The sequence below is a fragment of the Vibrio palustris genome (genome assembly GCF_024346995.1).
Taxonomy (GTDB): Bacteria; Pseudomonadota; Gammaproteobacteria; order Enterobacterales; family Vibrionaceae; genus Vibrio; species Vibrio palustris.
The window spans coordinates 1,365,295-1,389,934 of record NZ_AP024887.1; the positions used below are offsets into that span (position 1 = coordinate 1,365,295).

A 24,640-nucleotide genomic window follows, 5' to 3' on the forward strand; every position below is an offset into this window, starting at 1 on the left:
TTATCATTAGGTAGGAATTGCTCAACAAACAAAAAAGCCAGCTTCTGCGAAGCTGGCAACAATCTACGCTATCTTTGAGGGTGAGGATGCGCTTTCAAATCTTGTCTAAAACGTTTCTGCCAAGTATCAATATCATTACGATGCAACACTTCCATCATACGCTTCCAACGATCAACTCGCTCTTCGAGCGGCATTTGTATCGCTTTCGCCAATGCCTCAGACACACTTTCGATATCATATGGATTGACGATTAACGCGCCATCAAGCTCCTCCGCTGCACCAGCCATTTTAGATAGTACCAATACACCGGGATCATCTGGATTTTGCGCAGCTACATATTCTTTGGCTACTAAGTTCATCCCATCACGCAGCGGTGTGACAAAGCCAATATGAGACATATTATACAATGCAATAATGGTTTTTCGGCGAAATCCACGGTTGATATACCGAATTGGCGTCCAATCAAAATCTGCATACGTTCCATTGACATGGCCAGCGGATTGCTCAACTTGCTGGGCGAGTTCAGCATAAGCTTTAACATCCCCTCGCGAGGTCGGCGCAACTTGCATATACACCAATTTACGATGAAATTTAGGGTTATTTTTCAGTAACATATCGTAAGATTGAAAACGATGAAAAATCCCTTTGCTGTAATCAAGCCTGTCTACACCTATAATCAGCTTACGATCGCCAAGCTCTTTACGTAGCTGTTTATATTCTTGTGTATCTTGCCCTCGGCGGGCAGCATCGACAATCGCATCGGGTGCAACACCAATGGGATACACACCCGTTTGCTGTTGATGCTCACCACAGGTGACATGACCATCTACTGTATTACCTTTGCATTCCACACGAATCGCTTCATGGTAATTATGCTCATCAATACCAGTATGAAATCCAACCAAGTCATAATTTAATAGCTCATCGAGCATTTTTTCGTAACCTGGTAGTGCTCGCAGTAAATCAAAGGCAGGGAAAGGCGTGTGTAAAAAGAACCCTATTGGGCATGTCACACCTGCTTCACGCAACATTTTCGCCATCGGAATTAATTGGTAATCGTGAATCCAAATCGTGTCATCAGGGCGAAGATGTGCCAAGAGATGATTGGCATACTTACGGTTCACGCCTAAATAACCAGCACGATAATGATTACGATACCGCATCAAATCCGGCCTTTGATGAAATAAGGGCCAAATCACCTTATTTGAGAAACCCGCATAAAAGTTTTGATATTCTTTTTGACGCAACCCTATCGTGACAAAATCAATATTGTCTTTACGCTCTTCTCGCACTTCCGTGGCTGGACGATTTTCAATCCGCCCATTCCAACCAAACCATAAACCACCGGATTCAGCCATTGCCGCAAGCACACCAACCGCTAAGCCACCTTGGGCACCTCCTTTTAACGATTCAGGTCTGGCAACTCGGTTTGAAACCACCACTAAACGACTCATACTTCATCCTCCCAACGTCGACTCAACATACGGGCACAATTGATGATGCCCACCATGCTGTAAGTCTGTGGAAAATTACCCCATAACTCGCCAGTCTCTGGATCCAAATCTTCAGACAATAACCCCACATGATTACGTCTCTCAAGCAAGTCTTCAAACAATGCGCGAGCTTCTGCGTGACGTCCGATCGCAGATAAGGCTTCAATGTACCAAAAAGAACAGATGGTGAAGGCATTCTCTGGTTCACCGAAATCGTCTTCTATCACGTAACGGAATATATATTTACTGCCTTTCGGGCGTAACTGGGACTCTATTGCTTCAACCGTACCAACAAAGCGTGGGTCGTCTCCTGAGACAAACCCAAGAGAGCATGCAAGCAATAAGCTGGCATCCATTGTATCGCCGCCCCACGTTGCGGTGTAACTATTTAGTTCACTATTAAACGCTTTTTCATCAATGGTTTGCTTAATATTATCGGCGTGCTTACGCCAATACTCTTGCCGACCCGGTAATTGCAGATTGTCGGCAATTTTAGCTAAACGGTCAGCCGCAGCCCAGCACATAATACTTGAGAAAGTATGGGTATGTTGGCTGCCCCGTAACTCCCACAACCCAGCATCAGGCTGATCGAAGTACTGTACCGCTTTCTCTCCGACTTTTTCTAAAATCGGAAACAAGCGCTTATCATCTGGCTTGCGAATACGCTCATCAAAGAACATTTGAGTGGCTGAAAGCACTACCGCACCATACACGTCATGCTGGATCTGATCAGCCGCTTGATTACCGAAGCGTACAGGCCCCATACCACGATACCCATCCAACTTATCAACAATTTTTTCTTCCATTTGCTTACGGCCATTGATACAAAATACAGGCTGCAAATATTGGTCATCAATATGAGTGGCTAGGTTAACCAAATAACGCAAATACTGCTCCATGGTTGCCGTCACACCAAGGCGATTCAGTGCATGCACCGTAAAGTAGCTATCACGCAACCAACAAAAACGATAATCCCAGTTACGTTCGGTATCTTTCGCTTCAGGGATGGAAGTCGTCATGGCGGCGACAATAGCGCCAGTATCTTCAAATGCACTGAGTTTGAGCGTAATCGCAGCACGAATCACCGCGTCTTGCCACTCAAAAGGAATGGCTAAGTTGTACACCCAACTGCGCCAATGGAGCTCAGTTTCATTCACAAACCGTTGTGATAACTGTTGAATAGGCTCTTCTAAACTTTCATTATTTCCTAATACCAAGTGCGATTCAGTATCTAAAATAAACCAACTTTCATCAAAAATACTCGAAATAGAAAGATCAGTCGTTAAACGCAGCGATAGGCCATCACTGGTATATTTAATATGATTCGTCCCTTCAATTCGCTCATACGCTTTATTGGTTTCATTATCGGCTGGACGCAATCTTACACGTATACGAGGCGAGCCAACTGGAGTAAGAATACGCATTAAGGTCACTGGGCGGTGCATGCGCCCGTAGAGCATTAATCGTGGGGCAAAATCGGTAATGGTGACGCTATTACCTTGTAAATCATATAAAGTGGTATCGAGTATCGCAGTATTTTTACGATATTGCTGCTCGCTATGAGAGAAGCCATCAAGATCAATACCGTAAGTCCCGGTTAGATCGGCTTTATCACCGGTTTTTAGAAGTGAAGCAAAGACAGGATCACTATCAAACCGTGGCATACAAGACCACACCACTTCACCCATTTTGTCTATTAATGCACTAATTCGACAGTTACCGATCAATGCCAGATCTAAATTATTTTCCATCATTGGTTGTCCCTCACCGCTAATCTATCTTTAAGAAATGCAATAACTTCTTGTGGTGAATCGAGGAGGTATTGCGCGTTCGACTCACCGTCACCAATCTTGACTGAAACGCCATTGCGTTCGTTGATCCAAGTGAAGGCGTCTTCGTCGGTGACGTCATCACCAAAATACCAAGGTGTTCTATCTTGAAACGCATCTTTGCTCGTAAAATAGTCTAGCGCAGAAGCTTTATTAATGCCGGATGGCTTTAATTCACGAATGCTTTTACCAGCTTGGATACTCAGCTTTAAAGAAGAAAATCGCTCCGTTAATTGCTGTAAATACGCTTCGACCTGATTTTCCATATCAGGCTTGTTTCGATAATGAATAGCAACAGTAAGCGGCTTATCTTCAAGCAATAAGTCGTGCTGATGACAAAAACGCTGACAGTCGTGAAGTAATGTTTCGGGTAGAGAAATGGTATCTGGATGCAAAAAAACATCGCCAGATTGTCCACACCTAAATTGCATGCCATGGCTGCCGCTGACATTGACTGTCGGCATGGCAAGTAAGTGATCTAACGAATCTAAACTGCGCCCTGAAATCAACGCAAGCGCTTGGTTTACTTCGTTGTTCAACGATTTTAAAACTGTACGTAACTCATCGTCGACGATCACCGCTTCAGGTGTTGGCTGAAGCTCGACTAACGTTCCATCAAAGTCGAAAAAAAGTGCAACGTTGTCAAAAGGCAGCGGGGGTAATGTCTTATTCATTTCCTTGCTCACTTTTGTAAGTTCTTAATTACCATAGCGTGATAATTTTAATAAAACAATCTTGATTAAAATCACATTCCGTTCTATGTAATTAAATAAATCAATTATTTACGCCGCTCAGTTAAAAATTAAACATTCATTATTAATGAAATATTATTCATGATTAATTGCATATATCACTCATAAAAATAGCGAACAACAAGGTTCGCTATTTTTCTATGTGATAAAATAATATTGCCACTAATTACCAAGAAATCTCATACAGAAAACGCCTAGAATATAAATTAAGCGCGATTCAAATGTTGAATCGCTTCATTGACTTTATCGGCTCCTGCTTCGATCTCTTGGATAACGTCACCTGCACTGTTCGAAGATTCTAAGGCATCTGTTGTTTTTAGTTGGCACTCACTAATTAGGTCAACCGTGGATTCTGTTTTGGCTAAGTTTTCTGACACCATAGCGATGATTTCACCGGTGGTCGCGTTTGTTCTCGCCGCAAGCTGCCTAACCTCATCAGCAACGACAGCAAAACCGCGGCCTTGCTCACCAGCACGCGCCGCTTCTATTGCCGCGTTCAATGCAAGCAAGTTAGTTTGGTCAGCAATGCCTTTAATACTATCAACTAGGTCATTAATTTTCTTTGAATGATTATTCAATGCTTGTATCTCACTACTCGCTAACTCCATTTTTGTAGCGAGCTCATTCATGTTTTCAATCGTCGACTCAATGACACTACGCCCTTTCGACGTTTGTTGTCGTGTTTCATTCGACACACCACTGGCTAATTGTGCGGCTTCTGATGCGGCCTTTTCTTGCTGTATTTGTTCCGTTACATTCGTTGCAAATTTAATGACTTTGTACAACTCACCTCGATCATTATGTATCGGGTTATAAGACGCCTCTAGCCACAGTTCATTACCGTAATGATCAACACGCTGGAAGCGGCCTGAGACGTACTGACCTGCGCCTAGTTGTTGCCAAAAAGTCTGATATTCAGAGGAATTATACAAATCAGAAAAACAAAACATGCGGTGATGCTTACCTTGTATTTCAGACAGTTTATAGCCAACGGTTTTTAAAAAGTTATCATTTGCGGTAATGATTTTACCGTCCAGCTCAAATTCGATAATAGCCATCGAACGATTCAAGCCATTGAGCAAATCTTCTTTTTCGCGAGAGCTTGTAATGGTGCGAGTCAGCTCATACGCAAATACACTATAACTCTCTACTTTACCCTCAACAGATTTTATCGGTTCGACGATTCCCCGCAACCACGCTTCGCTACCATCACTGTATGCCATTTCAATCGCGCCATGCCAATGCTCACCCGATTCAATCGCACTTTTCATATTCAAAAAATGTTCTGTCTCTCTCACTTTTTTAGGTACAACGGAAATGAACGGCTGACCGATAATAGCATCCGATTTTACGCCCATAAGCTCTTCGTACAGCTTATTGACTGACGAGATAATCCCTTTACTATTCAGCTTGAAACTGATCGCACTTTCATTCATACCGTTATAGATTTGCTTTAGCACATGCAGCTCGTCTAAGGCTTCTTGATATTTCTTTTTAATACCACGGCTATTAAAAAACATTCACCCTTACCTCTGTAATCACTATCGGAAATAGTTTTATTTCGCTTTTTAATATCTTAGATGATTTCTGAGATAAAGTGCGGACAGATAAAAATTTTATTACGGTGATTGAACTATCTCACACTATTTAAGAAAAAATTCTTCGGTAAATCGGTATAAACCTTAGTTATTTCTCTATATTTATCAGCGAAAATCTATTGACAAAATATTGAATATAAGAAAATTTATTATAATAGATCCTGTAAGATTCTAATCCGTCCCAGACAATAACTACATCAAGGATATTTTTAAGACGGAGCATTCAGCCAATATCGCCGGAACGTCATTTTTTGATATTTTTAACATAAAAAAATAGGCGAATCACATCGCCTATTGAATTCCTATAGAAAAATCATATCCAGTTACAACGTTCGCCCGTCCATTCATGCACCTCTTCCGGCCATTTGTCTTTAATGGGGGCGTATGTTAAACAAAAGAAAGTCGGCTTGACTAAAAGGGCTACCGTCGCGAAAAAATAATAATTAAACTGCGCTCGAATGGGACCGTATTGATTTAATAACTCTTTATTTCGACCACCTACTTTTTCCTCTGTACTAATGGTCATAGCAAAGGGTTCATCCCCCGTCATATAGCGGCGAATATACTCGTAATAACCGTAAGCTGGAATGTGTTCCCCAACCACTTCGTTTAATAAAAGCTTTTCATATTTTTGCCCCGTTAAATCTTGATTGACAGCATGTTTGGGATTTAACCACATAACCAATTGGTAGGTATCTTTAATGCTCGCCGCGCCTAAATAGAAACCTTTATACATCACTGATAGTTCACATTCATCCCAAGGAATACGATACAGAACGCCCTTATGCTTCACGTACACCTCTTGATTACGTTTATGTAAGCGAATGGGTAACGCCACAGGACGAAAAAAACCGATGAGTACAATCAGCGCGAATACAGCCAAAATACCTTGGTCAACAGTATTGAGCTCCCAATCACCTCCCCAAGCCATAGCATTGAGGCACTTATAGCCACCCCATAAGAACACTGCCAACAGCATACTGTAGAGAATATTGCCTCGCGCATGTGAAGAATGCGGACGCATATCTAAAAAAGTTTCGTGACCTCCAGCGCTATAAGCATCCCAGAATTCTCCCATGTGTTCGGTAGGTCGATTTTCATAGTCAATCGGAACAATATGGTTTCCAGGCATAAGCGGTTCATGCAACACATTGCCTGCTTTGTAGCTTCTCTTAGCATGTTCGGTATGGGATAAATGCGGGGTAATACCCGTTTTTTCTGGCCCAACCCACTCATTCGGCCCAACTTGGCGTAAATCACTCATAATTATTCACTAAACTGACTCTTAACCTATAAAAAATGGGCGAATATATCGCCCATTGAATCCATACCGAAAATTATATCCAGTTACAACGTTCGCCCGTCCATTCATGCACCTCTTCCGGCCATTTGTCTTTAATGGGGGCGTATTTCAACGCAAATAAAGAAGGCTTTAATAAAAGAAGTAATACAAGAAGCCAACATACTCTAAATATTGAGCTGATTGGACCAAACTGATTCATTAATTCGTTATTTTTTCTAGGTAGTTTTTCTTTCGCGCTGATTGTCATTGCAAATGGTTCATCACCTGTCATATAACGACGAATATACTCATAATAACCGTAGGCACTGACATGCCCACCCACTTCTTCGTTAAGTAACAAACGTTCATGCTTTTCCCCAGTTAAATCTTGATTGACAGCATGTTTTGGATTTAACCACATAACCAGTTGGTAGGTATCTTTAATGCTCGCCGCGCCTAAATAGAAACCTTTATACATCACTGATAGTTCACATTCATCCCAAGGAATACGATACAACACACCTTTGTGTTTCACATATACTTCTTGGTTACGTTTGTGTAAACGAATTGGCAAAGCCACTGGGCGAAAAAAACCGATAAGCACAATCAAAACAAAGACTGACAAAATGCCTTGGTCCACCGTATTCAGAGCCCACTCCTGACTTCCCCAAGCCCACGCGGTTACACACTTATAGCCACCCCATAAGAACACCGCCACTAACATACTGTACAGAATATTACCGCGCGCATGCGACGATTGCGGGCGCATGTCTAAAAAGGTCTGATGTCCACCAGCGGTAAACGCATCCCAGAATTCTCCCATATGTTCGGTAGGCCGATTTTCATAGTCAATCGGAACAATATAATTACCTGGCATAAGCGGTTCATGCAACACATTGCCTGCTTTGTAGTTTCTCTTAGCATGTTCGGTATGGGATAAATGCGGGGTAATACCCGTTTTTTCTGGCCCAACCCACTCATTGGGGCCCACTTGGCGTAAATCACTCATAATTATTCACTATTTGCTAAGCTAAAATCTTGATCGACCGAGGTGTTTTTTGACCACCACCAGCTATCATCGTCTATTTCGATATTTGGGTATTGTAAGCTCACAGGAATCGACATCGGGTTGTGATAGGTAATCGCTAACTGATAATCATCGAAGTTAACGTACTTCGTATCATCCTGCTTAATAAGTTGTGATTCATTGACTTGCAATGAAAAAATCGCTTGCTGTTGTGTTGGCAAGATTTGTACCGAGGCATGTCGGGTTGTCAATTCGTCATCATACGCCGCCACCAGCACTTTACGATCGGCTTTATTATACCCTTGGAGCTGCAACTCGGCACTGCTACTTGCATCATAACCGATTAACTGCACCGCAACCGTAAAGGTACTTAATCCTTGCTCATTGACGCTTTGCGAGGCAATGCCAACCTTTGGCTTACATAGATGATCTAAAAATGCTTTTAATTCATTATCTATCGCGTTTTGCATTAATTCCTTGTTTTGTTCACTTTTATCTTCGAAAACGGTAAGACGTTTATCCATTCCAAAACTTTTTTTCTCAGAGTATTTTTCACCGTATTTTGCAGCGTATGTTTGACCATAGCTTTCAACGTATTGGTCACTATATTTTTCACCAGATTGTTCGGCGGCTTTCTGAGCGGATTTTTGAGCAAATTTTTGCGCCTCTTGTCGAGCCTCTTGTTCAACGTATTTCTCAGCGTATTTATACTCGCCTTTCCCCCAAAAACTGCGCGCTAAAAACTGTACGGTTTTGGGTGTAACGAACATACTATGTAATACTCCTATAGTGATCGATAATAGTGTACCAATCACGATATAGGGCAGTGCCATCACCCCCGTCACGGTAGCCATAACTAATATCGCGATTTCAGCGCCTAAAATCACACTGTTAACCACAACACCAAGGATGGATAACCCTAACACCCCCCAACTTTCGTTATTAGCAATATCCTCAAATACATCATTAATCGACGTAATAACGCCAAGCGTTGCGGCCACTACAGGTAAGCTCTTTAAGGTAAAACTAAAACCGTTACTAGCCCAGCGCCCAACTTTTCCGATTACATCTGGATTATAACCGGAGATAACCTCGAACTGTTTTAAGCTTTCAAAAAAGGATATCAATCCATTTGAAAGCTTTGCACCCAACCAGTTCGCGCCACCTTCCTTACTCAACGAAAAATCTGTCGCAATCTCTTTGCCGAATTTTTTGATCAGCAAATCTATAGAGGCAAAAGACGATGAAACCAGCGAAACATAACTTCCAGCGACTTTTTCCCAAGAGTCACTCTCATTCAAGGTCACTACATTGTATGCTTGCACTAGGAAAAACATCGCCGTGGTATTATTTTGAATCGCAGGCGAGAGTATTTTGTTGGTAAATTTCTGTGCTCCACCAACTAAACCGCCTTCACGAGGTCGGGACTTGGCCAACTGCCTAACGAAAAAACGGCCTGGCTTGGTACTCGCGGCGGCTAGCGTGCTACCTTCGCTTGATTGTGGTGAAATAGGCTGGTCGAGATCAAACAGCTCTAAGGGAGTATTGTTGCTAATCCCAGCAAACGGTGGTATTGATTCCTTAGTCGCGATATGCTGCTCGTAGGCTGCGGTAGCCTTGATGCCGGTTTGCACTTCACCAAGATTGGTTGTGATCTTTTTAAACGTATACCCTGAACGATAACCGGTAGTTTTATGCAAATCGTTATAGAGCTGTGGCGTATTTTGTTTCACACTGTAGTGAGTCACCGCATGAGCAAACTCCATGAGCAACGCATCGGTCACCACCGTTGCCGGCATATTCCGTAATAGTTCGAAGTACGCATCGGCCTGCGCTTTCGCAGACAGTCGAGGGTCAGCAATACTCTTAAAAATATTCAGCCACTTCGTGCCTGCCTCAAGCACTTTTTCTGCGTAACCAAGCGCGATAAACACATGTCCAGACACGCCTTGATAGGGCTCTGCAGGCTTCCCTTGATAACTTTGACCGAGAGCTTCTATCCATTGATTACGTAGTTTACATCCATCGTCTAATGCCCCCATATTATTGGTAAGCGGCATTAACATGGCTTCTTTCGCTTCTATCTGAGTTTTGTCATCAAGATCGTACCAGCACAGCGCCCAATCAATATGGCCGGAATTCAACCAAGCTAACCAATCAACGCCTAAATCATCTAACTGTTTATGCAGCTTCTTGCTAGCCTCTTTATGATCCAATTTATATTGTGTCATTCGCTCATGATGAACCGCTCCTTCAAGTGCCTCTTTATAAGCTGCAACGGCTCTGTCTGCGTTCCATTGATCGTACGTTGTACCGGCAGAATGCCCTTTTTCAGGATGTTGTTGCCATTCTGCGACTTTGCGGCTGGTTTCTTCTTTTTTGTTATCAACTTCAAAATCAATATACGTTTCTGTCAGATTGGCCATCATGTACGGATGGTTAGCGTGTTTGAAGACTTCCATGGCCATGCCATAAGCTAAAGAAAACTCACGACATAAATCCGTGGTGATGCCTATTGGATCATTCAAACATACTAAATAGCTATTTTGCGGCGTTTCTTTCTCATAATCGACTAACAGTGGCGCCGATGAACTCTGTGGCTCAAGCGTGGCACTGGTCCAATTTAGGTGCGACGTCGAAGCCATGAGGCTTGATAATATCGAATCAATCTCATCGTTCGGTGCCATATCCGGTTGTGAGCCTTCCGACGCGGCTTTCAAATCAAATACTTGACCAAAGGTCGCAATATCTTCCGGCTCTGCGGATGCTAAATCATTGGCCACTTTTTGCGTCAGAGGCTCGTGAGTGAGCCACATGACAATTTTGGCATCACCGGGTTGCTTGAGTAATGGAAATGCACTCTTCACTTGAGCAGGCGCATTACCCCACACACAACGTGCACTCTTTGCTTCGCACTTTTCATAAGTGACTTCAAGAAGGTACTCATCATCTTGGTTATAGAGATAGACAAATTGCTCATCAATTTCCCGAGTAATGTACTGATGTTCGCTTAATGAAGGAAGCTCTACGCCCAGTTCTAAACCATCTGCAAAACTTAAGTCTTCGTCATCATCAGCTACCGCATATCTCAGCGGCTTCAGCGTTACCCAACCGCCACGCAATGGACAACTTTGTGCAGCCGTGCCATCACCGTCTTTCATTTCTGCTGATTGAGTTGCGGGATCGCCTGATGCGCCTTGAGAATGGGAAGGTGAAGAGGGGCTCGGCGAACTCATGATGACAACTCCTGACTAATATTTTGATTACAATAAGCGAATGCATATTCGTTGATGTCTCGTAATCGTTCTAATAACGAACGAGAACCATCACTTAATAATTGACTCATTTTTTCGTGTTGGGGATTTTCAGACCATTGATCACCCAATCGGGACACAATATTGATATATAGTGCACCGGTTTTCTCACTGATATCACCATATTGCTGCAATTCTTGTAATAAATGCTGGCAATAATGAAAGTCGGCTTCAGTACTTCCTCGGCTATTGTCAGGGAAATACGTCTTTAAGTGATCGGTGAGGTTATAAGCTATGCAATAGGTAGCAGCATCGGTTAGGCCTTGCCATTCTGCGTCATTAAACGACAGTATGATCTCAGTGTTATCGGCTGGATAGCCATCATTGGCTATATGCCAGTAGGTTTTATCAACCATATTCGGTAACCACAAGTCGCTGATACTTTCAGTCCATACCCCATTGCGCTCATAATCGTTATCTTTAAGAAGGTGATACACCACTACAGGGTCGTAAAACCGCAATAGCTCATTCTCAAAACCAAGGTGTTGGCAGTGAATCCGTGTCACCCAGTAGTGATATAATTCATTAATTGATGCATTGGCATCAAACACCAAACCGAATCGCCACCCAGCTTGGTCAATCAGCCATTGCAATGCTTTATCATGATATGAAACCAATAAAGGCCCCACATCACTGACCGCTTCCCACTGTGTTTTAAAGAACAGGTTTTGTACTTCTATAGTGAAATCATTATGCATGGCATATTGCAGCAATAACTTTTCCGCATCAGGCACTAAAGCCCGATCAATAACAATCCAGCGTTTGCTTTCCGTCGGAAGTAATGACTCGATACGTGATATCTCATTAAGCATTGGCGGCTGCCTCACACGCTTGACAGATTGGTTTGCCTTGTTGAGCAGCTGAGACAATCGCTTTTCGTTGCTGCATTACATTGAGCGGTTGTATGTCTTCAGGCGTCGCTTCTGGGGGCTGTATTTCCGCTACTTTCGTATTGTTCTTAATGGTTTGTGGTAATCTTGCCACCAACCCACTATAGCCACTGCCAGCACCCGCGCTACCGCCGGAGTTGAGGTTGATGCCTGCGCCAGAGAGATGCACGCCGGCTGGGTCGACTTTGACAAAGCTGCCACCGGCCACGGCGGTAATTTCGGCGCCGGATTCAATCACCACTTTTTGGCCGGCTTTAATGTGAATTTCCGTACCAGAATCATTCACCCACACTTTGCCTGCTTTCACGTGCATGTCACCATCAATCACAAAGGTGCGATTTTTATCCACCGCAGTGCGGCTTTCGCCTTTGGTCGACTCATGATGATTGCGTTTGACCTTGGTGTAGTCATGCCGATCCACGGTGAGATGCTTATCATTGTGCACCTCTCGAGTATGATCATTATTGGTGATGCCGTCATAGTCTTTTTGCGCGTGTAAGAAGATGGTTTCTTCATCCACTTGGTCTTCAAAACTCAGCTCATTGTAACCATCGCCCTGATGGGTTTCAGTGCGCAAAACGGTCTTGGTTTTGTTATCAGGTAACACGTAAGGTGGAATATTGTTTTCGTTGTAGGTGCCGCCTGTGACAATCGGCTGATCCGGATCGCCATTTAAAAATGACACGATCACTTCATGGCCAATACGTGGCACCGCAGACATTCCATATTGGCTGCCCGCCCAACCTTGTGATACATGAATCCAACAGGAACTTTGCTCATCACTGTTCGAATAACGGTCCCAAGGGAAATGTAATTTCACTCGGCCATGTTCATCACAGAAGATTTCTTCGCCATCTGGGCCAACCACAAACGCAATCATTGGGCCATCGACTTGGGGTTTCGGGTTAGGCTTAGCTTGCCAGCTCAGTGTTGCAGGAATGACTTTGAATTGGTTCGCATACGTTGTCGCGCCTGAGCCACCCTCTTCTTCTAACGCTTGGGGTTGCTTACCTTGTACGCTCAGTCCAACCACTAAGTAATCGCGATTAAACTCGGCATTCAAATGTTCAGATAATGAAAATTGATAACCTGCTTTCAATGCTTGCTGGTTACTTTTTCCGGTCAGCGTTTGGGATTCACGGCGTAAGTAAGCGAGACGAATATCATTGAACGCTTTACCGCTTTCATCATCTTTATAGCGTCCCGGCGCATCATAATGCTCATAGCCTGATAATTGATAATCAATATCGGAAGCAACGGCGCTTTGCGCAAATGTATAAGTCGGTTTTTTGAAACTGTAATCCCGCGCTATTGAATGCGAAGCGTTGGATTGAGTATGGGCGTTCAGCTCTTTAACAAAAGGCGTCTCTGCTTGGCCACCGGCTAGAGCGTTGTAAGGCACTGGCTCAGAGACCCAAGGAAAGCTGGCGGTTTTATCGGTAAACAATAAGGTATGCTTGCCTTCTTCGTGAATAAAGCTGTATATCAGCCCTTCTTCTGCGGCAATTCGGTGCAAAAACTCGATATCGGTTTCTCGATATTGCACACAAAATTCACGCTGTGCGCATTCACGCTCAATTGAAAACGCGTAATCCTCAATATTCATTTCTTGCAAAAGAATAGAGATAATTTCCGGGACGGTTTTGAGTTGGAATGAGCGACTGTTATGACGTAAAGCTAAACGCTCTAAAGAAGGCACGAGAGTTAAGGAGTAAAAACTGAAATGATGGCCAATATCACCTTGGCTAAAACGACTGACGATGCCGTGAACCCGCTGTACTAATTCCCCATTTCGATACAAAGTGAGCTCAGCGTTTCTGTCGACAACTTGATCTGGAGTGATATGAGATTGTCGACTCGCGAGATCAATCAAATAGCGAAAGCCGTAGCACGTCTCGTTTTGGAATTCACTATCGGAGACGGATTCATGCCCATCAAAAGAACGCACCACCAACGTGTCGTCTTCTAAGCCATCGATTGTGATTGCATAATGTAACGTCGCCATCCTGACATTTCCTTTCGTGTTCTTATATACGTCAAAAACCTTAAGCACAACACATTGAATCCAAAGAAGAATGCGTTGTGCTTAAGGTTTAATATTATTGCCCGAGTTTCCTCGGGCAATGTTAGGCTCGCGTAAATTACGCTTCAACCGGCTTACGCCAGTCGTCAGAACCTGAAGTACCTGCATTCACGTGATCCCACGTAATCTTACGGTATGTCATAGAAACCGTTAGATTTTGTGTAAAGTCTGCTTTTGATGGATCTTGACAGTGTGGCATTTCACATTGAATATCAACGATAGATGCGTTTTCTAGCTTAGTAGTAAAGAAGTTTTCTTGCTTACCTTCGATAGACGTACGGTACCATTTCAATTCAACGTTTGACATTTTCTCGCCTGATGCCAATGCGTTGTAAAGTAGTGGTACGGCTTTGTTCAGTGTTACGGTAAACTGAAACGGCTTATGAACACGTTGACCAGAAGGCTGACCAGATTGTGGATCCGTTGGTACAGTCACGTTGTGATCAAAGTACTGTACTAGCATTTCGTCTTCGTGACCTTCTACAAATGAGTCACCGATTGAATCAGCAGTACATGCGCCTGCAGTGATAAGACCTTGGGTTTGACCTTCGATTGAGATATAACATGGAGTTGGCATGGCTTATTCCTTAATTTGATTGTTTCATCGAGTTTTGTTGCGTACCAATAAGAGAGCAAAGTCGATGCCAATATTCGCTTATATATTTTTCAATGAGTTATAATTACATGACGCATAATAAAGCAATAAGCTGCCTATCACTGAGCAAGATCTTGCTCGCTGGGCAAACTTCCACTCAGCATCTGTTTTCATAGAGCTCTGCCAAGACATTTGTTAGCATAGTGGTTTATCGATCACAGGTAGGTGATGCCAACATGAACGCATACAATCAATTACTCGCCCATTCGAAGAAGATTTCTCATTTCCAACACCTCGCATCCATCACCGGATGGGACCAAGCTGCCGTCATGCCTTCTGGCGGCGCGAGTGCGCGCAGCGAAGCCATGGCTGAGTTATCCCTTCATATTCATCAGCTATCTACGCAACCACAATTAGGTGAATGGTTTAGCGAGGCTGAAACTGAAGAGTTGGATAATACTCAACAAGCCATTGTTCGTGAAATGAAACAAGAATGGTTAGACGCAACACTTTTGCCGGATGATTTAGTGGCAGCAAAATCGTTAGCAGGATCGCGCTGTGAGCATGCTTGGCGCGAACAGCGCCCGAACAATGATTGGAGTGGCTTTGCCAAAAACTGGCAAGAAGTCGTCAAACTGTCACAAGAAGAAGCGCAAATTCGCGCTGAACATTTTCAATGTACGCCCTACGATGCGATGTTGAGTCAGTTCGAACCAGGCACCACATCCGCATCTCTCGATGTGGTGTTTGCTGATGTTAAATCTTGGCTACCGGATATGATAGATCAAGCCATCGCAAAACAATCTGGTGAGACGATCATACAACCGAATGGACACTACCCCACTCATATCCAAAAATCCATCGGCCTCGATGTCATGAATTTGCTGCAATTTGACTTCAACCATGGCCGGTTGGATGAAAGTGTCCACCCTTTCTGTGGGGGCGTGCCAAGTGATGTCCGTATTACGACTCGCTATGATGAAAACGAATTTGTGCAAGCCATTATGGGCATCGTACATGAAACCGGTCATGCTCGTTACGAACAAGGCTTACCCCGTTCACTAGCTGGTTTACGAGCTGGACACGCTCGCTCAATGGGGATACATGAGTCGCAATCATTATTTTTTGAAATGCAGCTTGGCCGCAACCCTCATTTCATCCAACATTTGGCGCGTTTATCAACAGGACGATTTGATTCTCAGCAACCGAATTTATTTACGGTAGACAACTTGCAAAAACTCTACACCCGAGTCAAAAAAGACTTCATTCGTGTCGATGCTGATGAGCTAACCTACCCAGCGCATATTATTTTACGTTATGAAATTGAACGTGATTTGATGAACGGCGACATTACTGTGAGTGACGTTCCCGAGTTGTGGAATGAAAAAATGCAGCAGTATCTTGGTCTCTCGACTCGAGGAAATGACCGCTTGGGATGTATGCAGGATATTCACTGGACCGATGGTGCGTTTGGGTATTTCCCAAGTTACACACTGGGCGCCATGTACGCGGCGCAGTTTATGGCGACCATGCGTCAATCAATTGACATCGAAGGCGTGCTTGATTCTGGTGACTTCTCGCCTATTTTTACTTGGCTGGCAGACAATGTCTGGCAAAAAGGCAGCTTATACACCACCAATGAGCTGATAACCCAAGCGACGGGAGAAACCTTAAATCCTCAGTATTTCAAACGTCATTTAGAGCAACGCTACCTCTAACTTATCTCTGTTTGTGCCATAAAAAATGCCAGCACTTGTGCTGGCATTTACATATGCGGTATTCAATACAACATGGGAATCAAATTAAAGGATATTGATTGAAACCGTTAGATTGTAGCTTTCCATGTCGTCGTTATCCATGGTGTAGTTTGAATAGTTAGCACCAACCGAAATAGGACCAAAGACTTCGTAGTCCGCACCGACACTGTACATCACGTCATAGCCATCATCGTTGCCAAAGTCAGAGTCTTGATCCCATTTATGTAGACCACCTTTTGCATACACTTGCAGTGGACCAAAATTGATGCTCGGTTTCAACGCGATGTAAGTACTGTTAAACGACAAGTCACTGCGGTGATCAAAATCGTCAAACTTGTTTAAACCACCTTCAACACCGATGAAAGGCAAAATACCTGTGCCAGCGTGGATATTGTACGCCGTACCACCATCAACACCGGAAATCTCCGCTGAGCCGATTGATGCGCCACCGTAAATCCATGAGTCGGCGAATGCAGACGTTGAGGCACCAATTAGTGCTAATGCAAGTAATGTTTTTTTCATGAGTAACCTTCTCTCCGTTAGGCGGCAACATCAAACGGTTAGCTGTTGCCGCTAAAGCGTCATAATATCGTATTATGTCAGAATCAAGCAAATTTCGTTCCTAAATATCATTTATGGCATTTTTTATGCGTTTATCTGATACCGGATAAGGTGTACCGAGTTGCTGCGCAAAATAACTGACGCGCAATTCTTCTATCATCCAACGGATTTCTTTCACTTTTTCTGGCACTTTCATTCCTTTTGGAATTTTATTCAACAACTCTTTGTAGTCGTTGGTGACAGATTCAATTTTAAGCATGTGCACGCGATCTTTATTGGGATCAATCGGCAATTTTTCCATTCTACGCTCAATGGCCTTCATATAGCGTAGAATATCTGGCAACCGTTGCCAGCCACATTCTGTCGCAAAGCCTTTAAATATCAAACTTTCTATTTGTGCTTTGATGTCTGAAAGTGCGAATGCCATAGAAAAATCCACTTTCCCTTTCAAGCGTTTATTGATATTGAACGCCGTTGTTAGAATCGTTTCGACCTGCCTAGCAATATCAACCACCGTGTCACCTAGCTCACCACGTACATAGTCTTTTAACGCTTCAAATTGCTCAGGCTCCCACACAATGCCACCATGTTGCTCGATCAATTTATCAATACCACAGGCGATACAGTCATCAATCAAATCTAAGACTTTGCCATAAGGATTAAAATATAACCCAAGTTTGGATTTATTAGGTAAATGACTGTGTAAATATTTGACAGGAGATGGAATATTTAACAAGACTAAACGTCGCTGCCCTTGACGCATGGCATCCACTTGCTCTTGCTCTGTCTCAAATAGCTTAATTTCTACACTGTCTTTTGTATCGACAAGTGCCGGATAAGCTTTCACTTCAAAGCCACCACGTTTTTGCCGATATTCCTTAGGCAACGTACCAAACGACCAAGTCTGAAGATTCTGCTGTTCGATATCATCGTCCGCGACTTTCGACAATGTTTCTTGCACCTGTTCTTTCAAACTCTCTTTCAGTGCGTACAGATCGCCATTCTCTTTTAATTTTCGGCGACGATGATCGACCGCTCGGAATGTGATTTTCAGATGGTCAGGGAGTTGATCCATATTCCAATCTTCCCGATTCACCTGTGCTCCCGTCATACGGCGCAGCTCTTTTTCTAGCGCGTCCAATAATGGCAGTTCCATTGGGGTCACGCGCGCTAAAAATGCATCAGCATAGTTTGGCGCAGGCACAAAGTTTTTGCGCAGTGTTTTCGGCAATGATTTGATCAATGCTGTCACCAATTCATGGCGTAACCCTGGGATTTGCCAATCAAACCCATGAGGCTCAATTTGGTTAAGAATCGGCAATGGGATATGTACAGTGACACCGTCACTATCTTCACCTGGTTCAAATTGATAGCTCAACTTAAGCTTAATGCCGTTTTGATGCCAAAAGTTAGGATAATCTAACTCCGTAACGTGGCTAGCATCATTTTTGAACAGCATTTCTTTTTCAAAATTCAACAACTCAGGATTTTGCTGGCGCTCTTTTTTCCACCAGCTATCAAAATGACGGCCCGATACCACTTCAGTACCAATGCGCTGGTCATAGAATTCAAACAGCTCATCATCATCAACCAGAATATCGCGACGACGCGATTTGTGCTCTAATTCTTCGACTTCCATCAACAATGAGCGATTTTGTTTGAAGAAATCGTGCCGAGTTTCCCACTCACCTTCCACTAACGCACTACGAATGAAGAGCTCACGACTAACCACGGGGTCAATGTTACTGTAGTTAACTAAGCGTTGTGTAACTAACGGAATACCAAATAACATGACTTTTTCATATGCCATGACCGTGGAGCGTTTTTTCGACCAATGAGGTTCACTGTAGCTACGTTTCACTAAGTGCCCCGCTAAGGATTCCACCCATTCAGGTTGAATTTTCGCAACTACACGCGCCCACAGCTTAGAGGTTTCAACCAATTCCGCCGACATCACCCATTTAGGTTGTTTTTTAAATAAACCAGATGCTGGGAATATATGAAAACGCGCATTACGTGCGCCTTGATATTCACTCTTTTCCTGATCTTTTAAACCGATATGAGAAAGTAAGCCGGTCAAGATAGCCGTATGCACGCTGTCGTAATTACCCGGCTCGCTATTGAGTTTGAAACCCATTTCTCGCGTTGCTTGCCGGAGTTGACTGTAGACATCTTGCCATTCACGAACACGCAGATAGTTCAAGTAATCTTGTTTACATTGACGGCGAAACTGATTGTTACTTAACTCTTTTTGCTGCTCTTGCAGATAATCCCACAAATTCACAAACGTTAAAAAATCCGACTCTTCATGAGCAAAACGACGGTGTTTTTCATCGGATGCTTGTTTTTTATCACTTGGGCGCTCGCGTGGATCTTGAATAGAAAGCGCGGCGGCAATAATCATGACATCTTTCAAACAGCCTAACTGCGGCGCAGCCAATACCATACGGGCTAAGCGCGGATCGATGGGTAAGGCTGCTAATTGTCGACCTAACGGCGTTAACGTTTTGGTTTTACGTTCACCTTTGGTTTTTTCGCTGATGGCACCCAATTCATCCAACAAACGTACACCATCTTGAATGTTACGCTTGTCTGGGGCTTCAACAAATGGGAAGGCTTCAATGTCTCCGAGCCCTAAAGACGTCATTTGTAGAATGACTGACGCTAAGTTGGTGCGTAAAATTTCTGGATCGGTAAACTCTGGGCGAGATTCAAAATCTTCTTCGGAATACAAACGTACACAGATCCCCTCGGCAACTCGCCCACAACGACCTTTACGTTGATTGGCGCTCGCTTGAGAAATCGGTTCAATCGGCAAACGTTGCACTTTAGTACGATAACTGTAGCGACTAATACGCGCCGTACCGGGATCAATCACATACTTAATTCCAGGAACAGTTAACGACGTCTCGGCAACGTTGGTAGCCAACACAATACGGCGACCAGTGTGGGATTGGAATATGCGGTTTTGCTCCGTTGCTGATAAACGAGCAAACAAAGGCACCACTTCTGTATCGCGGAGTTTGAGTTTATTCAATGCATCGGCAGTATCACGGATTTCCCGCTCTCCACTCATGAACACCAATATATCCCCCAGACCTTCATCTGAGAGCTCTTCGACGGCTTGTACAATACCTTCGAGCTGATCGCGATCACTTTCATCGTCTCCAGACAATGGTCGGTACCGCGTTTCTACCGGATAAGTTCGTCCAGAGACTTCAATAATAGGGGCGTCATAAAAATGCTGTGAGAAACGTTCAGGATCAATGGTTGCCGAAGTAATAATCACTTTTAAGTCTGGACGACGTGGCAACAACTCTTTGAGGTAACCGAGAATAAAGTCGATATTCAAACTGCGTTCATGGGCTTCATCAATAATAATGGTGTCGTATTGATTTAAAAACCGATCGTTTTGAATCTCTGCCAGCAAAATACCATCAGTCATCAGCTTAATTTGCGTATCTGGCGAGACTTGATCGCTAAACCGAACTTTATAACCGACCACATCCCCTAGAGGGGTTTGCATTTCTTCAGCAATTCGATTCGCAACCGAGCGTGCCGCCAAACGCCGGGGCTGAGTATGACCAATTAAGCCATGTTTCCCTCGGCCAAGCTCTGCACAAATTTTCGGCAGCTGAGTGGTTTTACCTGAGCCGGTTTCACCCGCAACAATCACCACCTGATGATTGGCAATCGCATCAGCAATATCATCACGCTTTTGGCTAACTGGTAATTGCTCGGGGTACTCAATGTGGATAGGCTTATTAAAGCGTTGCTGTACGACCATCATTGAACGAGCAATATCTTGGGCTATTTCATCAAATACAGCGTTACGCGCTGCATCTTTTTTAATACGGCTCGCTCCGTTGATTCGTTTATTCAAACGAAAACGGTCTTTAATTAAACATTGTTGTAATGCTTTTTTCAGCGACTTAGCCGTATTAGCCTGTGCTTGAACAGGCGTATCTGAGTTGACTGGAGATTGAGTCAAAACGCGTCCTATTGATCATTGATATACAAAACTGCGCAAATTGTACCACAGACTAGTCACGTGAAAGCAATCTTCCCGTTGTGCGTACCCAGATTATTACGGTATATGCCCTCTCATTAGTGCTCATGAATAACGTGATGTGCATATCTCAGAGAGTTGATTTACTTATCTTTTTGTTATGAAACGGCGGATAATACCTTTCATTCAAAAATTTTGAATAAGATAAGCAAGATTAACGACTGTTGCTGTTCGCGAGCAAACGCTAATATAGCCCTATTATCATGATTTGAAATCAACCATCACATTAAAGAAAGGATTACGGTATGTCTCGTATTTTAGCTCTTAAATCTAGTATTCTTGGCGAATATTCTCAATCTAGCACGCTTCTTGACGAATACTTAGCTTCTGCCGAAGGCGCAGAAGTAACATTGCGTGACCTCGCCGCAGAACCTTTACCTGTACTAGATATGTCAATTGTTAGTGCGTTTGGCGCTGCAGGTAGTGACGAGATTACAGAAGAACAACAAGCGATTGTTAACCTTTCAGATACACTTATCGAAGAAGCCAAAGCAGCAGATACGATTGTTATTGCCGCTCCTATGTACAACTTCACTGTGCCAACGCAATTGAAAAACTGGTTTGATCTTATTGCGCGTGCAGGCATTACGTTCAAATACACAGAAAACGGCGTTGAAGGTCTAGTTAAAGGCAAGAAAGCGGTTGTGATTACCACTCGTGGTGGTATCCACAAAGGGACAGAGCACGACATCGTTGAACCATACCTAAAAACAATTCTTGGCTTCATTGGTATCACTGATGTTGAATTCGCTTACGCTGAAGCGCTTGCAATGGGCGGCGAAAATCTAGCAAATGGCTTACAAACTGCAAAAGATGAGCTAAGCACATTAAAACTTGCTTAATCATTGATTAACACGTTCAATTGACTCTAAAAGCCATTCTCTGAATGGCTTTTTTTATTGATATGCTTATACTGTGCGTACGCCAAATTCTCGAGAATATCGTTGCAAAAATTTGCTCTTATAACACTTGAAGTTTATGTTTAAAGAGCACAAGACGAGCCCTCATCATTTTTCTCACTCAATAAGCGGATACCGTGAAAGCATCTCAACTTCTTAAGATTTTACATTCCATCCCTTTAGACCAAGATCCTGATGTGGTCACAGGTGAAGTATGGTTACCTGAACGCCTCACTCGCGGCAATCTTCATGAAGGCTTTTTGTTTCTCGATTTTGATAATGCGCCAGAAGAAGAACAAGGAGAAGAAGAAGGACGAGGATTTGTTGAGCACGAAGAAGCATTTATTCGCGAACAATTGAATAAAATATTACAAGAAGACAGCGGACAAGACGAAAAAACTGAGGCATTATTAGCCATATTACTCATGGCTCACGAACATACCAGTTCTGAGTTTATTGAGATGTTAGGGACTTTTAATGATGCAAAGGAAGCCCCGTAATTCTGAATCACGGAGGTGAGTATTGTCGAGTTTATTCCAAGAAGAACCGCCTTTTTTATTAGCAGGCCCAATATTGCGTCAGTGCACAACACAGTCTGTCGTTTTGTGGCTGGCAACCTCCAAACCAATATCTGGTTCAATCACTCTTTCTAACGCCACAACGATACTGGTCACTCATCCACTAGAAGACTGCCAACACTATCAGATTGGTCAACACGCATGGATAACGCTGATTGAGCTCTCAGGAGAGTTCCCCGCTGAGCAGCGTTATACTTATACCGTTGAGACTCAATACGGTAATCTTACCGAGCAATACCCAAACTTACTCGCTCCCGGTGCAACCGAGCTCACATTTTATCTTAGTGGCCGTGCTGATTATATTATGCATGGTTCTTGTCGCAATCCTCACGACCCATGTCGAGATGCATTGTTAACTGCCAGCCAATCCCTGATAAATACGCCTCCTGAGCAGCGGCCGCATTTAATTATGATGAGCGGCGATCAAATCTATGCTGATCATGTTGCAGGCGCCATGCTTGCTGCCATTCATACCGTTATAGAGCAATTAGGACTCTATAACGAGGCGTTACCAGAGGCCATCGTACAAGATGGCGACGCACTGTATAGACACCCAATGTGTTATTACCATCGCAAGGGGATATTACCTGATTTCGATCCCACAGAATCACCGCTGAAAGGAACCAAACCTACCCCTGTGTTTACGTCGACGGATAACGATAATCACCTAATAACACTTGCAGAGTTTTGTGCGATGTATCTTTTAGTATGGTCAGATGTATTATGGCAACAATATGATTTGCTTAATGTCCATCAACATCAAAAAAAAGGCGCTTATCAATCTTTAGCGGACACATACCAATCAGAATGGCTGCGAGAAAGAGACATTCTCAGCGAGTTTGTCGCAGGCATTCCAGCCTTGCAAACAATTATGGCTCATGTTCCGATTTATATGATTTTTGATGATCACGACGTCACCGATGATTGGAACCTGACCGACGGCTGGGAGTATGCGGCCAAGACTCACCTTTTTTCTCGTCGAATTGTTGGCAATGCCTTATTTAGCTATTGGTTATTTCAAGGTTGGGGCAATGCACCCGCTTCATTTGATAAGACGTTCCATCACCATGTAAATGCGTATTGTCACACACCCAATTCAACCCATCATAACGCCATGGTGGATAACCTCTATGAATACAAACAATGGCATTACACCACAGAGACTACCCCCGCGATGGTAGTTCTTGATACCCGAACGCGGCGCTGGCAATCAGAATCGAATATGAACAAGCCGTCTGGCTTAATGGATTGGGAAGCGTTAATTGAACTTCAACAGGCTATTGAAGATAAAGATAAAGTCATCATTGTATCGGCAGCACCTATGTTTGGGGTGAAATTTATTGAAGCGTTACAACGTGCGATGACTTGGCTTGGCAAGCCATTAATGGTGGATGCTGAAAACTGGATGTCACACCCAGGAAGCGCCAATACGCTGATCAACATTTTCACGCACAGTCGTACTCCCAGTAACTATGTCATTCTCTCTGGGGATGTGCATTACTCTTTTGCCTATGATATAAAACTGCGTTCGCGTAACTCTAGTCCGAATATTTTTCAGATTACCTGTAGTGGCTTTAAAAACCAGTTTCCCGAGCCATTACTGACATTTTGTGATTATGCTGATGCGATTCTATACAGTCCTAATTCACCACTCAATAAACTGACGAAACGTAAGCGCTTAGAAATTCGCAAACGTCACCCGGCAGGCCATTCATTTCGACATCTGACCAATCACGCCGCCGTCGGTGAACTAAGATTAGATATAGAAGGTAAACCGAGTTATGTGGGAATTATGACCAATGATGGCCAACGAATTGAGTATCCCCCCACAGGGAGAAAACCCAGCAGGTCATAATCACGTTAAAAACTGCATAACGACATTGAGAGAAACGCGCAAAGCCCTTATTTTATCA

16 protein-coding genes and 1 pseudogene are annotated in these 24,640 nt (G+C 43.5%); 4 read left to right on the forward strand and 13 right to left on the reverse strand.

The genetic code is table 11. The annotated features are described in order from the left end of the window. Positions 1–68: 68 nt before the first annotated feature. From otsA to OCU30_RS06530, 11 genes and pseudogenes are all read right to left on the reverse strand, one after another. A complete protein-coding gene (gene otsA, locus OCU30_RS06480) occupies positions 69–1,454 on the reverse strand; it encodes an alpha,alpha-trehalose-phosphate synthase (UDP-forming) (protein WP_077312964.1) in 1,386 nt (461 codons plus the stop codon). Continuing rightward, a complete protein-coding gene (locus tag OCU30_RS06485; protein ID WP_077312962.1) occupies positions 1,451–3,247 on the reverse strand; it encodes a glycoside hydrolase family 15 protein in 1,797 nt (598 codons plus the stop codon). The genes otsA and OCU30_RS06485 overlap by 4 nt, the downstream gene beginning before the upstream one ends. Next, positions 3,244–3,996, reverse strand: a complete 753-nt coding sequence (gene otsB, locus OCU30_RS06490) for a trehalose-phosphatase (RefSeq protein ID WP_077312960.1) — start codon at positions 3,994–3,996, stop codon at positions 3,244–3,246. Before otsB ends, OCU30_RS06485 begins: the two co-directional genes overlap by 4 nt. Before the next feature lie 284 nt (positions 3,997–4,280). Continuing rightward, entirely contained in the window at positions 4,281–4,769 is a 489-nt protein-coding gene (locus OCU30_RS17355) for a methyl-accepting chemotaxis protein (RefSeq protein ID WP_261821306.1), read from the reverse strand. Between the two features lie 42 nt (positions 4,770–4,811). Next, positions 4,812–5,594: pseudogene (locus OCU30_RS17360) on the reverse strand (PAS domain-containing protein); the annotation flags it as partial. Positions 5,595–5,985: 391 nt separating this feature from the next. After that, a complete protein-coding gene (locus tag OCU30_RS06505; protein ID WP_077312957.1) occupies positions 5,986–6,936 on the reverse strand; it encodes a hypothetical protein in 951 nt (316 codons plus the stop codon). A 73-nt stretch (positions 6,937–7,009) separates the two neighbouring features. Beyond that, a complete protein-coding gene (locus OCU30_RS06510; RefSeq protein WP_077312955.1) occupies positions 7,010–7,963 on the reverse strand; it encodes a hypothetical protein in 954 nt (317 codons plus the stop codon). 2 nt (positions 7,964–7,965) lie between these two features. Beyond that, positions 7,966–11,217, reverse strand: coding sequence for a hypothetical protein (locus tag OCU30_RS06515; protein WP_077312953.1), 3,252 nt, complete (start codon positions 11,215–11,217; stop codon positions 7,966–7,968). Then, the gene (locus OCU30_RS06520; protein WP_077312951.1) at positions 11,214–12,107 is read right to left on the reverse strand and encodes a DUF4123 domain-containing protein; all 894 of its coding nucleotides are present in this window, start codon (positions 12,105–12,107) and stop codon (positions 11,214–11,216) included. The genes OCU30_RS06515 and OCU30_RS06520 overlap by 4 nt, the downstream gene beginning before the upstream one ends. After that, positions 12,100–14,190: a type VI secretion system Vgr family protein gene (locus OCU30_RS06525; protein ID WP_077312949.1), complete on the reverse strand. Its 2,091-nt coding sequence runs from the start codon at positions 14,188–14,190 to the stop codon at positions 12,100–12,102. The genes OCU30_RS06520 and OCU30_RS06525 overlap by 8 nt, the downstream gene beginning before the upstream one ends. A 136-nt stretch (positions 14,191–14,326) precedes the next feature. Then, positions 14,327–14,845 (reverse strand): Hcp family type VI secretion system effector, encoded by a 519-nt coding sequence (locus OCU30_RS06530; RefSeq protein ID WP_077312947.1) that lies wholly within the window; start codon positions 14,843–14,845, stop codon positions 14,327–14,329. A gap of 254 nt (positions 14,846–15,099) precedes the next feature. Between OCU30_RS06530 and OCU30_RS06535 the strand changes: the two genes are divergently transcribed. Continuing rightward, positions 15,100–16,581: a carboxypeptidase M32 gene (locus OCU30_RS06535; RefSeq protein ID WP_077312945.1), complete on the forward strand. Its 1,482-nt coding sequence runs from the start codon at positions 15,100–15,102 to the stop codon at positions 16,579–16,581. Positions 16,582–16,665: 84 nt separating this feature from the next. On the opposite strand, the gene OCU30_RS06540 is transcribed toward OCU30_RS06535, so the two are convergent. Next, entirely contained in the window at positions 16,666–17,142 is a 477-nt protein-coding gene (locus OCU30_RS06540; protein WP_077312943.1) for an outer membrane beta-barrel protein, read from the reverse strand. Positions 17,143–17,242: 100 nt separating this feature from the next. Beyond that, positions 17,243–21,172, reverse strand: coding sequence for an ATP-dependent RNA helicase HrpA (gene hrpA / locus OCU30_RS06545; protein ID WP_077312941.1), 3,930 nt, complete (start codon positions 21,170–21,172; stop codon positions 17,243–17,245). A 323-nt stretch (positions 21,173–21,495) separates the two neighbouring features. On the opposite strand from hrpA, the gene OCU30_RS06550 reads away from it, so the two are divergent. The 3 genes from OCU30_RS06550 (at position 21,496) to OCU30_RS06560 (ending at position 24,582) form a co-directional block, all read left to right on the forward strand. Then, positions 21,496–22,092, forward strand: a complete 597-nt coding sequence (locus tag OCU30_RS06550; RefSeq protein WP_077312938.1) for an FMN-dependent NADH-azoreductase — start codon at positions 21,496–21,498, stop codon at positions 22,090–22,092. A gap of 194 nt (positions 22,093–22,286) precedes the next feature. Next, entirely contained in the window at positions 22,287–22,649 is a 363-nt protein-coding gene (locus OCU30_RS06555) for a VC1380 family protein (protein WP_077312936.1), read from the forward strand. 22 nt (positions 22,650–22,671) lie between these two features. After that, positions 22,672–24,582, forward strand: a complete 1,911-nt coding sequence (locus OCU30_RS06560) for an alkaline phosphatase D family protein (protein WP_077312934.1) — start codon at positions 22,672–22,674, stop codon at positions 24,580–24,582. Positions 24,583–24,640: the final 58 nt, after the last annotated feature.

Excerpts from the sequence above, each read along its gene's own strand:
- otsA (WP_077312964.1), bottom strand. The coding sequence starts at position 1,454 with ATGAGTCGTTTAGTGGTGGTTTCAAACCGAGTTGCCAGACCTGAATCG.
- OCU30_RS06485 (WP_077312962.1), bottom strand. The coding sequence starts at position 3,247 with ATGATGGAAAATAATTTAGATCTGGCATTGATCGGTAACTGTCGAATT.
- otsB (WP_077312960.1), bottom strand. The coding sequence starts at position 3,996 with ATGAATAAGACATTACCCCCGCTGCCTTTTGACAACGTTGCACTTTTT.
- OCU30_RS06505 (WP_077312957.1), bottom strand. The coding sequence starts at position 6,936 with ATGAGTGATTTACGCCAAGTTGGGCCGAATGAGTGGGTTGGGCCAGAA.
- OCU30_RS06510 (WP_077312955.1), bottom strand. The coding sequence starts at position 7,963 with ATGAGTGATTTACGCCAAGTGGGCCCCAATGAGTGGGTTGGGCCAGAA.
- OCU30_RS06515 (WP_077312953.1), bottom strand. The coding sequence starts at position 11,217 with ATGAGTTCGCCGAGCCCCTCTTCACCTTCCCATTCTCAAGGCGCATCA.
- OCU30_RS06520 (WP_077312951.1), bottom strand. The coding sequence starts at position 12,107 with ATGCTTAATGAGATATCACGTATCGAGTCATTACTTCCGACGGAAAGC.
- OCU30_RS06525 (WP_077312949.1), bottom strand. The coding sequence starts at position 14,190 with ATGGCGACGTTACATTATGCAATCACAATCGATGGCTTAGAAGACGAC.
- OCU30_RS06530 (WP_077312947.1), bottom strand. The coding sequence starts at position 14,845 with ATGCCAACTCCATGTTATATCTCAATCGAAGGTCAAACCCAAGGTCTT.
- OCU30_RS06535 (WP_077312945.1), top strand. The coding sequence starts at position 15,100 with ATGAACGCATACAATCAATTACTCGCCCATTCGAAGAAGATTTCTCAT.
- OCU30_RS06540 (WP_077312943.1), bottom strand. The coding sequence starts at position 17,142 with ATGAAAAAAACATTACTTGCATTAGCACTAATTGGTGCCTCAACGTCT.
- OCU30_RS06550 (WP_077312938.1), top strand. The coding sequence starts at position 21,496 with ATGTCTCGTATTTTAGCTCTTAAATCTAGTATTCTTGGCGAATATTCT.